Raw genomic sequence first — 12,560 nt, forward strand, 5'->3', positions numbered from 1 at the left:
AGAGGGAGAACTGAACCCATGACATGAAAGAGCCCCCGATAAACGGGGGCTTGTCATGTTGCGCAGTGGCTTAGAGCGCTGCGATCTCGGCCTGCTGGGCTTCCAGCTTGGTCAGCTGGAGACGGTAATCTTCCAGCTTCTCGCGCTCCTTGATGATGACCGCTTCCGGCGCCTTGGCGACGAAGGCTTCGTTGCCGAGCTTGCCTTCGATGCGGCCGCACTCGCCCACCAGACGGGCAACCTCTTTGGCCAGACGGACCAGCTCGGCATCCTTGTCGATGAGACCAGCCATGGGGATCATCAGCTCGGTAGCACCGATCAATTTTTTGACCGACAGCGGGGCGGTTTCACCGTCCGCCAGTACGCGGATGGATTCCAGACGGGCCAGCGACTTGAGGAAGGCCTCGTTGCCCTGGGCGCGCTGGGCATCCTTGGCATCGCACTGGAGCAGCACGTTGAGGGGGACGCTCGGGGCCACGTTCATCTCGGCGCGGATGTTGCGGATGCTGACGATGAACTCCTTCACCCACTCCTGATCCGCCATCGCGGCTTCGTCCACCTTGGCGGCGTCGAATTCCGGGAAGGCCTGAATCATGATGGTGTCGGCGTGTACGCCGGCCAGCGGGGCGACCGATTTCCAGATGGTCTCGGTGATGAACGGGATGATCGGGTGAGCCAGGCGCAGCAGGGTCTCGAGGACGCTGACGAGGGTGTGGCGGGCAGCGCGCTGCTCGGCCTCGGAACCCTTGGTCAGTACCGGCTTGGTCAGCTCCAGATACCAGTCACAGAACTGGTTCCAGATAAATTCGTACAAGACGCCTGCCGCGATGTCGAAGCGGTAGGTATCGAGGGCGGTACGGAAGTCCCGGATGGCAACTTGCAGCTGGGACTGGATCCAGCGATCCGCCAGGCTGAACTGCATCTCGCCACCGGCAAAGCCGCAATCCTGATCTTCGGTGTTCATCAGCACATAGCGGGAGGCGTTCCACAGCTTGTTGCAGAAGTTGTTGTAGCCATCCAGGCGCTTCATGTCCCAGTTGATGTCACGACCGGTAGAGGCCAGCGCCGCCAGGGTGAAGCGCAGGGCGTCGGTGCCGTGGGCATTGATCCCTTCCGGGAACTGCTTGGCGGTGCGCTTGGCGATCTTCTCGGCCATCTGCGGCTGCATCATGTTGCCGGTGCGCTTCTCCAGCAGGTCTTCCAGGGAGATGCCATCGATCATGTCGAGGGGGTCCAGCACGTTGCCCTTGGACTTGGACATCTTCTGGCCTTCTTCGTCACGGATTAGGCCGGTGATATAGACGGTCTTGAACGGGACTTGCGGCTGGCCGTTCTCGTCCTTGATGAAGTGCATGGTCATCATGATCATCCGGGCAATCCAGAAGAAGATGATGTCGAAGCCGCTCATCAGCACGTCGGTCGGGTGGAAGGTCTTGAGCGCCTCGGTGTTGTTCGGCCAGCCCAGGGTGGAGAAGGTCCACAGGGCGGAGCTGAACCAGGTGTCGAGCACGTCTTCGTCCTGACGCAGCACGGTCACGGACGGGATGCTGTGCTTGGCGCGCACTTCCTCTTCGTTGCGGCCCACGTAGACGTTGCCGGCATCGTCATACCAGGCCGGGATGCGGTGACCCCACCACAGCTGACGGGAGACGCACCAGTCCTGAATGTCGCGCATCCAGGAGAAGTACATGTTTTCGTACTGCTTCGGCACGAACTGGATGCGGCCATCTTCCACCGCCTCGATGGCGGTCTTGGCCATGGGGGCCACGCGCACGTACCACTGGTCGGTCAGCATGGGCTCGATGGGCACGCCGCCGCGATCGCCGTAAGGCTGTTGCAGCACGTGATCCTTGATCTCGGCCAGGAGGCCCAGCTCGTCCAGCTTGGCGACGATGGCCTTGCGGGCGGCGAAGCGCTCCATCCCGGCGAACTCGGTCGGCAGGGCGGCGTCATAGGCGGTGCTCGGGTTGCCATTGGTATCGACCACTTCGGCCTCGGCACGCACGTGGGCGTCAAGGGTGAAGATGTTGATCATCGGCAGGTTGTGGCGCTTGCCCACTTCGTTGTCGTTGAAGTCGTGGGCCGGGGTGATCTTCACGCAGCCGGTGCCCTTCTCCATGTCGGCATGTTCGTCGGCAACGATGGGGATCAGACGGTTCACCAGCGGCAGCAGGATATGCTGGCCGATCAGCGCCTTGTAGCGCGGGTCTTCCGGGTTCACGGCCACGGCGGTATCGCCCAGCATGGTTTCCGGACGGGTGGTGGCGACGATCAGGTGATCCTGGCCTTCGGCGGTCTTGGCGCCGTTGGCCAGCGGGTAGCGAAGGTGCCACATGTGGCCCTTGATCTCGCGGTTTTCCACTTCCAGGTCGGAGATGGCGGTGTTGAGCTTGGGATCCCAGTTCACCAGACGCTTGCCGCGGTACATCAGGCCGTCTTCGTACAGGCGCACGAACACTTCCTGGACGGCGGCGGAGAGGCCCTCATCCATGGTGAAGCGCTCGCGCTCCCAATCCACGGAGTCACCCAGACGGCGCATCTGACGGGTGATGGTGCCGCCGGACTCTTCCTTCCACTGCCAGATCTTGTCAATGAAGGCTTCCCGGCCGTAATCGTGGCGGGTCTTGCCCTCTTCTGCGGCGATCTTGCGCTCAACCACCATCTGGGTGGCGATACCGGCGTGGTCGGTACCCGCTTGCCACAGGGTGTTCTTGCCCTGCATGCGCTTGTAGCGGATCAGGGTGTCCATCAGGGTCTGCTGGAAGGCGTGGCCCATGTGCAGGCTGCCGGTGACGTTCGGCGGCGGGATCATGATGCAGAAGGAGTCTTTGCTGGTGTCGCCGTGGGGCTTGAAGTAACCCTGGGCTTCCCAGTGCTGGTAGAGCGCCTGTTCGATGGCGTTGTGATTAAAAGTCTTTTCCATGGTCTCGCCGTATTCTGGATGGATGGAGTCTGGTGTTGATTCGTCGTGGATCGAGGGTGGCACAGTCAGGGCTGCGCCGGATCCGGTGCGGCAAGGACGGGCTGATCCCTCATCTCGAGGGTATGGCCCGCCTGGCGATAATGCTTGTAGCGCTCGCGGGCTTGCTGCTTTTGCGTTTCGTCAGTGGGGACAAAATCTACCACTTGAGCGAAGTGTCCTGCAAACAAAGGTGTCTGCCGGGCCAGGTTGATGAGGCAGGCATAGCGCCGCCGTGGCTGCTGATGGCCTATCTCCACCGGGGCCTGACCGCTCTCCCCCTGCAACTGGTGCGGCACGAAGCGATCGGGCGGCAACTGCCACAACAGCTCGTCCAGACGCAGGGCCTGGGCCTCGTCCTCGCACAGCAGATAGAGGTGGCCTGCGCTCCAGCCATCGGCCGCAAGCTGGCAGGCGAGGCGCTCGACGGCGGAGGCATCCGCATCATCGGGCTGGCTCATCAGGTAAAAGGTCACTTGGCTCATCAGGTCGGTCCCGTTTGGCTGTGACGGACAGCGATTGGCCGTCTTCGGGAGCCGCGTCTGGCACGGACTTCCCGGATTCTCTCAATGAAACAAGGAAGAGGCAGGCCTCTTCCTTGTGATACAGGGTAACGCCTTCTCGCATCGCTCTTCGAGTCGATGGGGAAGGGGATCACTCCTTGTCTTCGACGTCCGCCACGCCGGCCCGGTTGAGCAGGAACTGGGTCAGCAGGGGCACAGGACGGCCGGTGGAGCCCTTCTCCTTGCCGCTCTTCCAGGCGGTCCCTGCGATATCCAGGTGAGCCCAGTTGTATTTCTTGGTGAAGCGCGACAGGAAGGCGGCGGCGGTGATGGTACCGGCCGGACGGCCACCGATGTTGGCCATGTCCGCGAACGGGCTTTCCAGCTGCTCCTGATACTCGTCGAACAGGGGCAGGCGCCAGGCGCGATCGCCGGCCTGTTCGGAGGCGTTGAGCAGCTCGTGGGCCAGGGGGTTGTGGTTCGCCAAGAGGCCAGAGGTATGGTGGCCCAGGGCGATGATGCAGGCACCGGTCAGGGTCGCCACATCGATCACGGTCTCGGGATCGTAGCGGTCCACATAGGTGAGGGCATCGCACAACACCAGGCGGCCTTCGGCGTCGGTGTTGAGCACCTCGACGGTCTGGCCGGACATGGTAGTGAGGATGTCACCGGGGCGGTAGGCGTTGCCCCCCGGCATGTTCTCGCAGCCCGCCAGCACGCCGATGACGTTGATGGGCAGCTGCAACTGGGCCAGGGCGTGCATGGTGCCGAGCACGGAGGCGGCGCCACCCATGTCGTACTTCATCTCGTCCATGCCGTCAGCCGGCTTGATGGAGATGCCGCCGGAGTCGAAGGTCAGCCCCTTGCCCACCAGCACGATGGGCTTGGCGTCGGCGTTGCCCTTGTACTCGATGATGGCCATCATGGCTTCGTTCTCGGAGCCACGGGCCACTGCCAGGTAGGAGTTCATGCCGAGCTCGGCCATCTCCTGCTCCCCTACCACCCTGGTGGTGATGTTGTCATAGGCATCCGCCAGACGGCGGGCCTGGGAGGCGAGGTAGGCGGGATTGCAGACGTTGGGCGGCATGTTCGCCACGTCGCGGCAGATGCGCACCCCTTTCGCCACGGCCAGGCCGTGGTTGATGGCGCGCTCGCCTATGGTCAGTTCCCGACGCGTCGGCACGTTGAAGACCAGCTTGCGCAACGGACGGCGCGGTTCGGCCTTGTTGGTCTTGAACTGATCGAAGCTGTAGAGGCCCGCCTTGGTGGTTTCCACCGCCTGACGCACCTTCCAGTAGGTATCCCGACCCTTGACGTGCAGCTCGGTCAGGAAGCAGACCGCTTCCATGGAGCCGGTTTCGTTCAGGGTGGTGATGGTCTTGTTGATGATCTGCTTGTACTGGCGCTCGTCGAGTTCGCGCTCCTTGCCGCACCCGACCAGCAGTACGCGCTCGCTGAGCACGCCCGGTACTTGATGCAGCAGCAGCATCTGGCCCGGTTTCCCTTCCAGGTCGCCACGGCGCAGCAGCGAGCTGAGGTAGCCGTCGCTGATCTTGTCCAGCTGTTCGGCAACCGGAGAGAGGCGGCGGGGCTCAAAAACGCCGACCACGACGCAGGCACTGCGTTGCTTCTCAGGACTGCCACTCTTTACACTGAACTCCATGGAATCTCCTACATCCTAAAGACAAAAGGCACCATTTATTGAATAATGCGGTGCTTGTTGGGGTATCAGAGGCGGAGCGAACAGTCACAGGCTCCGCAGTTCAAACTGGTAAAAATCCAATATAGGGCCCTATTTTTCAGGCATTCGACTAAAAACACAAGTTTACTTGGGAATGACTGTGATCGTTTTCCGATATTTGTTCAGGGAGACCCTGAAAACCCAGCTGGCGGTGCTGTTCGTGCTGCTGCTTATCTTCGTCAGCCAGCAATTTATCCAGATCATTGGCGATGCCGCCGATGGTGAGGTGCCGACGCGCCTGGTATCCACCCTCCTGCTGCTCAACCTGCCGAATATGGCGTTGTTGATGCTGCCTATCAGTCTGTTTTTAGCCATTCTGTTTGCTCACGGCCGTTTGTACGCGGAAAGCGAGATGACGGTGATGCATGCGGTGGGTTTCAGTCACCGTTTCATCATGGGCAGCGCTCTGGTGCTGGCCTTGCTGACCGCCGCCGTCGCGGCGTTCAACACCGGCTGGGTCGCCCCCCAGGCCAAGGAGCGGGAGTACCAGGTGATCGACGAGTTCAAGGCCGATCCCGGTATCTCTTTCCTGCAGGCCGGCCGCTTCATGGAGCTCGACAAGGGGCGCCTGGTGGCCTACATCCAGGATCTGAACGACAAGGGGTCGGAGTTGCAGAAAATCTTCGTGCTGCAACGGGCCGAGGGTGGCTCACCCCCGTCAGTGGTGGTGGCCAACGAGGGGCAGGTGACCGCCGACAGCAACGGCTTGCAGTGGCTGACCCTGAAGGATGGTTCGCGCTACGAGGGGCATTTCACCGGCAAGCAGTTCCAGGTCTCGGAGTTTCGTGAATACAGCCTGGTGATCCGCCAGCAGGAGATGGAGCGATCCAACCGCAAGGCGGCGGCCAAGCCGACCCTGGCATTGCTCGGCACCCAGGACAACCAGCTGATGGCCGAATTGCAGTGGCGCCTGTCGCTGCCCCTCTCCATCCTGGTGCTCACCTTCCTGGTGGTGCCGATGGCGCGGGTCAATCCCCGTCAGGGGCGTTACGCCAAGCTGCTGCCGGCCATCCTGCTCTATCTCTCCTATTTCCTGCTGCTCAGTGCCGCCCGGTCGGCCATCGACAGCGGGCGTCTGCCCCATTGGCCCGGGATGTTCCTGGTGCCCCTGGTCTATCTGCTGCTGATAGGGTTGCCTCTCAACCTGCAGGGCACCAGCTGGTGGAACGGGGTCAAAGGGCAATTGTTCAAGAGAAAGTCAGCATGATGCTGCAACCTGGGAGTCTCTGCTGATGTTCGGCATTCTCGATAGATACATAGGCAGGGTCATCTTCATGTCGATCCTGCTGTGCGAGCTGACCCTGGTCGGGCTGGCCGCGCTCATCAAGTACGTGGAGCAGTTGAAGGCGGTCGGGGAAGGCAACTACGACATGCTCAACGCCCTCTACTACGTGCTGCTCTCCATGCCCAAGGAGGCGGTGCTCTTCTTCCCCCTGGCGGCCCTGCTCGGTGGCCTCATCGGTCTGGGCCAGCTCGCGACCAGCTCCGAGCTGGTGGTGATGCAGGCGGCGGGACGCTCCAAGATCAGCATCGTCATGGCGGCGCTCAAGACCGCCATTCCCCTGATGCTGCTGGTGGGGCTGATGGGCGAGTACGTCGCACCGGCCGCCAAGCGGATGGCGGATGACATCAAGGCGGGGGCCATGTCGGAAGGGAGACTCACGGTCTCGGCCTACGGGGTCTGGGCACGGGATGGCAACAACTTCGTCAACATCAACGGGGTGCGCAACGATGGCGCCCTGACCGGCATCACCCTCTACCGCTTCACTCCGTCCCGCAATCTGATCGACGTGGTGCAGGCGAAGGAGGGGGTGTTTGAGGATCACCACTGGCTGCTGAAACAGGTGCACATCACCCGGTTTGACGATCCCACCCGGATCCAGGACGAACAGCATGCCCAGATGGCCTGGCAATCCGAGCTGACCCCCAAGCAGCTCGGGGTGGTCAGCATCGATCCCGAGAACCTGCCCATCTCGGGGCTGCGGGACTACATCGGTTATCTGGATGCCAACAAGCAGGATGCCGGACGCTACAAGCTGGAGATGTGGCGCAAGCTGCTCTCACCGCTCTCCGTGGTGGCCATGATACTGCTCGCCTCCTCCTTCATCTTCGGCCCGCTGCGCTCGGTGAGCATGGGGGCGCGGATGCTGATGGGGATCATGACCGGCTTCGCGGTCTATGTGAGCGACAGGGTGTTCGGCCCGGTCAGCCTGGTCTATGCGGTCCCGCCCATCCTCGCGGCCATCGCACCCAGCCTGCTGTTTGGCGGCATCTCCTTCTATATCCTGAGCCGCAAGCAGTAGCGGCCTGAAGGACGGCGGGCTGCTGACAAAAGGCGGCCATTGCTCTCGATGCACCGTTTCCGTCAAGGTTCTGGGCTGCAAGCAGTCAGTTCTGGTCAGCAAAAAGGGCACCTCTGGGTGCCCTTTTTCGTTGCCGCCTTGGGATCAGCGATTGAGCTGCTCCAGGTTTTCCGCCTTGCCGAGCACCACCACCTCGCACTCGGCCCAGATGTCCTGGAAGGCGCGGGGGCGGGCGCGATTGAACACACACAGCAGGTTGCCCAGGCCAAAGGCCGAGGTGGCGAGCCGGATCAGGGCCTGGGTGACGCGAATGTTGCTGCCGTCCAGGTTCTGGATGCGCAGGCGCCAGGCCCGCATGCCAATGGTCTGGCCGGCGCGGACCCAGAACCAGGTGTAGAAACCGCAGATGACGAAGGCCAGCCAGGCGCTGTAGAGGGGGCTGGTGAGCAGCCAGGCGGCATCCTTGCCCTCGGGAACGTGCGCCATGCCGGTGGCCAGCAGCAGGTGGGCCACCCCCATGCCGATGAAGCCGGCGATGATCAGCAGGGCAATCACCACCAGATAGTCATAGAGCAGGGCGCCGAGACGGCGCAGCAGACCGGCAGACGGATGCCGGGGAGCAGGCTGGAGAGGGGAGGGGGTCTTGCGCTTGGCCATGATGATTATTCCATTAATATGATGCGGGCATTCTATGTAACTGGCTTGGCATCGGCAAGGCGTTGAATAAATGAGCAAACAACGGTGGGCGCAAGAAAAACACCTTGCATGGCCAAGCGCCATTCGTATAATCCCTCGCAGCTGCCCGGGTGGCGAAATCGGTAGACGCAGCGGATTCAAAATCCGCCGTAGCAATACGTGTCGGTTCGAGTCCGACCCCGGGCACCATCAGATTCCATGACAAAAGGCCATCCTCGCGGATGGCCTTTTGTTTTTCCGGGCGGTGCGAAGAGGTGTACCCTCAGACCTTCAGACCTTCAGACCTTCAGACCTTCAGACCTTCAGACCTTCAGACCTTCAGACCTTCAGACCTTCAGACCTTCAGACCTTCAGACCCACAGGCTCTCAGGCCATCAGCCTCTCGGACTGCCATCCCCTCAGTCGATGTTCTGTGCGATGCGCCACAGCACGCCGGCGGGATCGTACAGACAGAATTCCTTCATGCGCCACGGCTGGGTGACGAGCTCCGTGACCCGGACGCCGTAGCGGGCGGCGATCTGGCTCGCCTCCACTTGGGCCCGCCAGGCGGCCACGTCCTCCACCAGGAGGTGCATCATGAGCTGCTCGGCCAGCCCCGGGGGGTTGCCATCCTGCAGCAGGAAGCTTGCGTTGCCGAGATGAAAATAGGCCACGCCGTCGCCATCGGAGGCCAGGGTAAAGCCGAGATCCTGATAGAACTGCTTTGACAGCGTGAAATCCCGGGCAGGCACGAAGGCCTTGATTTCGGTCACGTTGAGATTGGGCATGGGCTCCTCGCGGCGCTGGGAACAGGGGAAGATGGCTTGCCAGTATGACCGGGCATTTCGGGGCAAGCCAGACGAATGGCACGAGTTTGCACTCTTATCGTGCTTGTGCCCCTCGGGTGGGGGGATATTGGCCGTCAGCCTCATTTGATTTCACCATGGTATGGCCCATTTCATTTATTTCATAAATACCTTAGCGGGATAGATAAGCCTGCCAGGGTGACATCACCACGGGTTCGCCCTGTCATTGTGAGGCGATTGGGTCATCCTGGTGCATTTTCCCGGCAATGCACAGCCAAAGTGCGATTTTCCCCCTGTAACCGGGCATCGTGCGCCAAGATGGTGCGTGTTGAATGTGATAAAAACATAAATCAATGAAATAAAAGGATTATTTTTCTTGGCCTGCTTTATGCTTTCCCCATGTCATGTCGCCATGATGTCTCCGTGAGCCACACAGGTGCGGTGGGCAGGTGGCCAGGTTGGAAATGCATATCAGGAAATGGACCCGGATGCCGGGACGACAAGGAGAGGGCTGTATGTTCAAGAGACTCGTAATGACTGGCCTGCTGGCGCTGGCCGCCACCATGGCCGCCCCGGGCTGGGCCGAAGAGGTGGCCGCGCAGGCCGATGTGGTACAGGCGGCCGCGACCGTGACCATCAACAAGGGGGACAATACCTGGCTGATGGTGGCGGCGGCCCTGGTGATCCTGATGTCCGTGCCGGGCCTCGCCCTCTTCTACGGCGGCCTGGTGCGCGCCAAGAACATGCTGAGCGTGCTGATGCAGGTGTTCACCCTGTTCTGCCTCATCACCGTCCTCTGGGTGGTCTACGGCTACTCCCTGGCCTTCACCGAGGGCGGCGCCTTCTACGGCTCCTTCGACAAGGTGCTGTTGATGGGGGTGACGCCGGATTCCATCGCCGCCACCTTCAGCAAGGGGGTCGGGATCAGCGAGTTCATCTACGTGGTGTTCCAGGGTGCCTTTGCCGCCATCACCTGCGGGCTCATCGTCGGCGGCTTTGCCGAGCGGATGAAGTTCTCGGCGGTGCTGCTGTTCGCGGTGATCTGGTTCACCTTCGCCTATATCCCGATGGCGCACATGGTGTGGTACTGGGCGGGTCCGGATGCCTACACGGATGCGGCCGCCGCCGAAGCGGCCGGTGCCACCGCAGGCTATCTGTTCCAGCACGGCGCTCTGGACTTCGCCGGCGGCACCGTGGTGCACATCAACGCCGCGGTGGCCGGTCTGGTTGGGGCCTTCATGGTGGGCAAACGGGTTGGCTATGGCCGTGACCCCATGACCCCCCACAGCCTGACCATGACCATGATCGGGGCCGCCCTGCTGTGGTTCGGCTGGTTCGGCTTCAACGCCGGCTCCTCCCTCGAAGCCAACGGCACGGCGGCCCTGGCCTTCGCCAACACCTGGATCGCACCGGCCGCTGCCGCCCTCTCCTGGACCTTCGCCGAGTGGGCGATGAAGGGCCGTCCCTCCCTGCTTGGCGCTGTCTCCGGTGCGGTGGCGGGCCTGGTCGCCATCACCCCTGCCGCCGGTTTCGTCGGTGTGGGGGGGGCCCTCATCATCGGCCTGCTCAGCGGTGTGGCCGGTCTGTGGGGCGTGCACGGTCTCAAGCGTCTGCTGGGGGCCGATGACAGCCTGGACGTGTTCGGCCTGCACGGGGTGTGCGGGATCCTGGGTGCCGTGCTGACCGGGGTGTTCGCCAGCCCGGATCTGGGCGGCACCGGGGTGTGGGACTATGTGACCAACCAGGTGGCCGAGGGATACTCCATCCTGGCCCAGGTCAAGGTACAGGTCATCGGCGTGGGGGTGACAGTGGTCTGGACCGCCCTGGTCTCGGCCGTGGCCTACAAGCTGGTGGACCTGCTGATCGGTCTGCGGGTGAAGGAAGATGCCGAGCGCGAAGGGTTGGACGTGACCAGCCACGGCGAGAAAGCCTACAGCCATTGATCCTGCTGCCATGAATGTCATACCGCCGGCCCCGTCCGGCGGTTTTTTTATTGGGGCGGGCTGGCTAGGCTGCCCGGACCGGGCCGCTGGTGGCCGGGGTCGCTATTTGTGTTTGCAGGGTCTTTTATGCCTGCATTTTGGGCGGATCTCCGCTAAACTCTGCCACCCTTTATTCGGGGTCGCCGGGTCTGCCCCGTCGTCACCCTCTCTTTCATGCCTTCGGAGCCGCTCATGCCGTTAGTGGGACACCAACATCAGATCGATATTCTGGAACTGACCGACAAGGGGGATGGCAAGGGTCGCCTGTTCGATCGCCCCCTGTTTGTCGAGGGTCTGCTGCCCGGTGAGCAGGCGCTGGTCGAGTTGACCGAGGTCAAACCGAACTACCTGCACGGCAAGCTGGTCGAGTTGACCCAGCCCTCTGCCGATCGGGTGGCCGATTTTTGCCCCAACACCGAATGTGGTGGCTGCCAGGTGCGCCCGCTGGCCTATCCGGCCCAGCTTGCCCTCAAGCAGAGCCTGGTGCAGAGCGCACTGGAGCAGGTCGGGCTGGGTGAGGCCGTGGTCAACCCCATCCTCGGCATGGAGACGCCGTTTGCCTACCGCAACAAGGCCCAGTACGCGGTGCGTGGCAGCGAGGCGGGCGCCGAGATCGGCTTCTACCGCAAGCACTCCCATGACCTCATCACCGCCGATGACTGCGCGGTGCAGGACTCCCTGCACGTGGAGCTCAATGCCCGGGTACGCAACTGGATGCGCGAGCACGACATCGCGGCCTATGACGAGGTGGCCCACACCGGCTGCGTGCGCAACCTGATGACCCGCAAGGGCTTCAAGAGCGGCGAGCTGATGGTGGTGCTGGTGACCCTGGGCGAAGCGCTGCCGTTCGAAGCCGAGCTGCTGGTGGCCCTGGCGGATCTGCCGGTCACTACTCTGGTGCAGAACATCAACGAGGCGCGCACCAACCGCATCCTGGGTGACAAGAACCGGGTGCTGCTGGGCAGCGGGGTGATCCGCGACAAGATCCACGAGCTCGAATTCGAGATCTCGCCCCTCTCCTTCTTCCAGAACAACCCGAGCCAGACCGACGTGCTCTACTCCAAGGCGCTGGAGTATTGCGAGCTGACCGGCAGCGAGACGGTGTTCGACATCTATTGCGGCATCGGCACCATCTCCCTGTTCCTGGCAGGCAAGGCCGCCAAGGTGGTGGGGATCGAGTCGGTGGAGAGCGCCATCAGCGACGCCCGTCGCAATGCGGCCCTCAACGGCATCGAGCAGACCGAGTTCCACGTGGGCAAGGCGGAGCAGCTGATGCCTGCCCTGCATGCCGACGGGGTGAGTGCCGACGTGGTGGTGATGGATCCGCCCCGCAAGGGCTGTGACAAGGCGGTATTGCAGACCCTGGTGGCCATGGCGCCGCGCCGTCTGGTCTATGTCTCCTGCAACCCCCAGACCCTGGCCCGTGATCTCGCCTGGCTGGTCAAGCAGGGCTTCGTGCTGGACGAGGTGCAGCCGGTGGACATGTTCCCGCACTCCATGCACGTGGAAGCCGTTGCTCGCCTGAGCCTGCCAGCGAAAGCCTGATCGGGCCGAGGGCGTGGCGTTAGCCAGATGGCTCTGATAAAAACGA

9 protein-coding genes and 1 tRNA gene are annotated in these 12,560 nt (G+C 62.4%); 5 read left to right on the plus strand and 5 right to left on the minus strand.

The features are described 5' to 3' along the window. Positions 1-70: 70 nt before the first annotated feature. The 3 genes from C3F36_RS13205 to pepA form a co-directional block, all read right to left on the minus strand. Positions 71-2,923, minus strand: coding sequence for a valine--tRNA ligase (locus C3F36_RS13205; RefSeq protein WP_158656114.1), 2,853 nt, complete (start codon positions 2,921-2,923; stop codon positions 71-73). Between the two features lie 65 nt (positions 2,924-2,988). Next, a complete protein-coding gene (locus tag C3F36_RS13210; RefSeq protein ID WP_104455211.1) occupies positions 2,989-3,444 on the minus strand; it encodes a DNA polymerase III subunit chi in 456 nt (151 codons plus the stop codon). Positions 3,445-3,613: 169 nt separating this feature from the next. Next, complete coding sequence (gene pepA, locus C3F36_RS13215; RefSeq protein WP_010672960.1) at positions 3,614-5,125, minus strand: leucyl aminopeptidase; 1,512 nt, start codon at positions 5,123-5,125, stop codon at positions 3,614-3,616. A 172-nt stretch (positions 5,126-5,297) separates the two neighbouring features. On the opposite strand from pepA, the gene lptF reads away from it, so the two are divergent. After that, positions 5,298-6,410, plus strand: a complete 1,113-nt coding sequence (gene lptF / locus C3F36_RS13220) for an LPS export ABC transporter permease LptF (protein ID WP_029313726.1) — start codon at positions 5,298-5,300, stop codon at positions 6,408-6,410. 25 nt (positions 6,411-6,435) lie between these two features. Then, positions 6,436-7,506 (plus strand): LPS export ABC transporter permease LptG, encoded by a 1,071-nt coding sequence (gene lptG / locus C3F36_RS13225; RefSeq protein ID WP_041210919.1) that lies wholly within the window; start codon positions 6,436-6,438, stop codon positions 7,504-7,506. A 144-nt stretch (positions 7,507-7,650) separates the two neighbouring features. Here lptG and C3F36_RS13230 read toward each other — a convergent pair whose 3' ends face one another. Beyond that, entirely contained in the window at positions 7,651-8,163 is a 513-nt protein-coding gene (locus C3F36_RS13230) for an RDD family protein (RefSeq protein WP_161470421.1), read from the minus strand. Between the two features lie 143 nt (positions 8,164-8,306). On the opposite strand from C3F36_RS13230, the gene C3F36_RS13235 reads away from it, so the two are divergent. Further along, positions 8,307-8,391: transfer RNA gene (locus C3F36_RS13235), tRNA-Leu, on the plus strand. 209 nt (positions 8,392-8,600) lie between these two features. Here C3F36_RS13235 and C3F36_RS13245 read toward each other — a convergent pair. Beyond that, positions 8,601-8,969, minus strand: a complete 369-nt coding sequence (locus C3F36_RS13245) for a VOC family protein (protein WP_104455214.1) — start codon at positions 8,967-8,969, stop codon at positions 8,601-8,603. Positions 8,970-9,502: 533 nt separating this feature from the next. On the opposite strand from C3F36_RS13245, the gene amt reads away from it, so the two are divergent. Together amt and rlmD are read left to right on the plus strand one after the other, a co-directional pair. Next, entirely contained in the window at positions 9,503-10,930 is a 1,428-nt protein-coding gene (gene amt / locus C3F36_RS13250) for an ammonium transporter (protein ID WP_010673021.1), read from the plus strand. 231 nt (positions 10,931-11,161) lie between these two features. After that, on the plus strand, positions 11,162-12,514 hold the full coding sequence (rlmD, locus tag C3F36_RS13255; RefSeq protein WP_104455215.1) for a 23S rRNA (uracil(1939)-C(5))-methyltransferase RlmD: 1,353 nt from the start codon (positions 11,162-11,164) through the stop codon (positions 12,512-12,514). The last annotated feature ends 46 nt before the right edge of the window (positions 12,515-12,560 follow it).

Origin of the sequence: Aeromonas sp. ASNIH2 (assembly GCF_002934795.1) — a bacterium.
Lineage (GTDB): Bacteria > Pseudomonadota > Gammaproteobacteria > Enterobacterales > Aeromonadaceae > Aeromonas > Aeromonas caviae.

Excerpts from the sequence above, each read along its gene's own strand:
- C3F36_RS13210 (WP_104455211.1), bottom strand. The coding sequence starts at position 3,444 with ATGAGCCAAGTGACCTTTTACCTGATGAGCCAGCCCGATGATGCGGAT.
- C3F36_RS13205 (WP_158656114.1), bottom strand. The coding sequence starts at position 2,923 with ATGGAAAAGACTTTTAATCACAACGCCATCGAACAGGCGCTCTACCAG.
- C3F36_RS13245 (WP_104455214.1), bottom strand. The coding sequence starts at position 8,969 with ATGCCCAATCTCAACGTGACCGAAATCAAGGCCTTCGTGCCTGCCCGG.
- rlmD (WP_104455215.1), top strand. The coding sequence starts at position 11,162 with ATGCCGTTAGTGGGACACCAACATCAGATCGATATTCTGGAACTGACC.
- lptG (WP_041210919.1), top strand. The coding sequence starts at position 6,436 with ATGTTCGGCATTCTCGATAGATACATAGGCAGGGTCATCTTCATGTCG.
- pepA (WP_010672960.1), bottom strand. The coding sequence starts at position 5,125 with ATGGAGTTCAGTGTAAAGAGTGGCAGTCCTGAGAAGCAACGCAGTGCC.
- lptF (WP_029313726.1), top strand. The coding sequence starts at position 5,298 with ATGACTGTGATCGTTTTCCGATATTTGTTCAGGGAGACCCTGAAAACC.
- C3F36_RS13230 (WP_161470421.1), bottom strand. The coding sequence starts at position 8,163 with ATGGCCAAGCGCAAGACCCCCTCCCCTCTCCAGCCTGCTCCCCGGCAT.
- amt (WP_010673021.1), top strand. The coding sequence starts at position 9,503 with ATGTTCAAGAGACTCGTAATGACTGGCCTGCTGGCGCTGGCCGCCACC.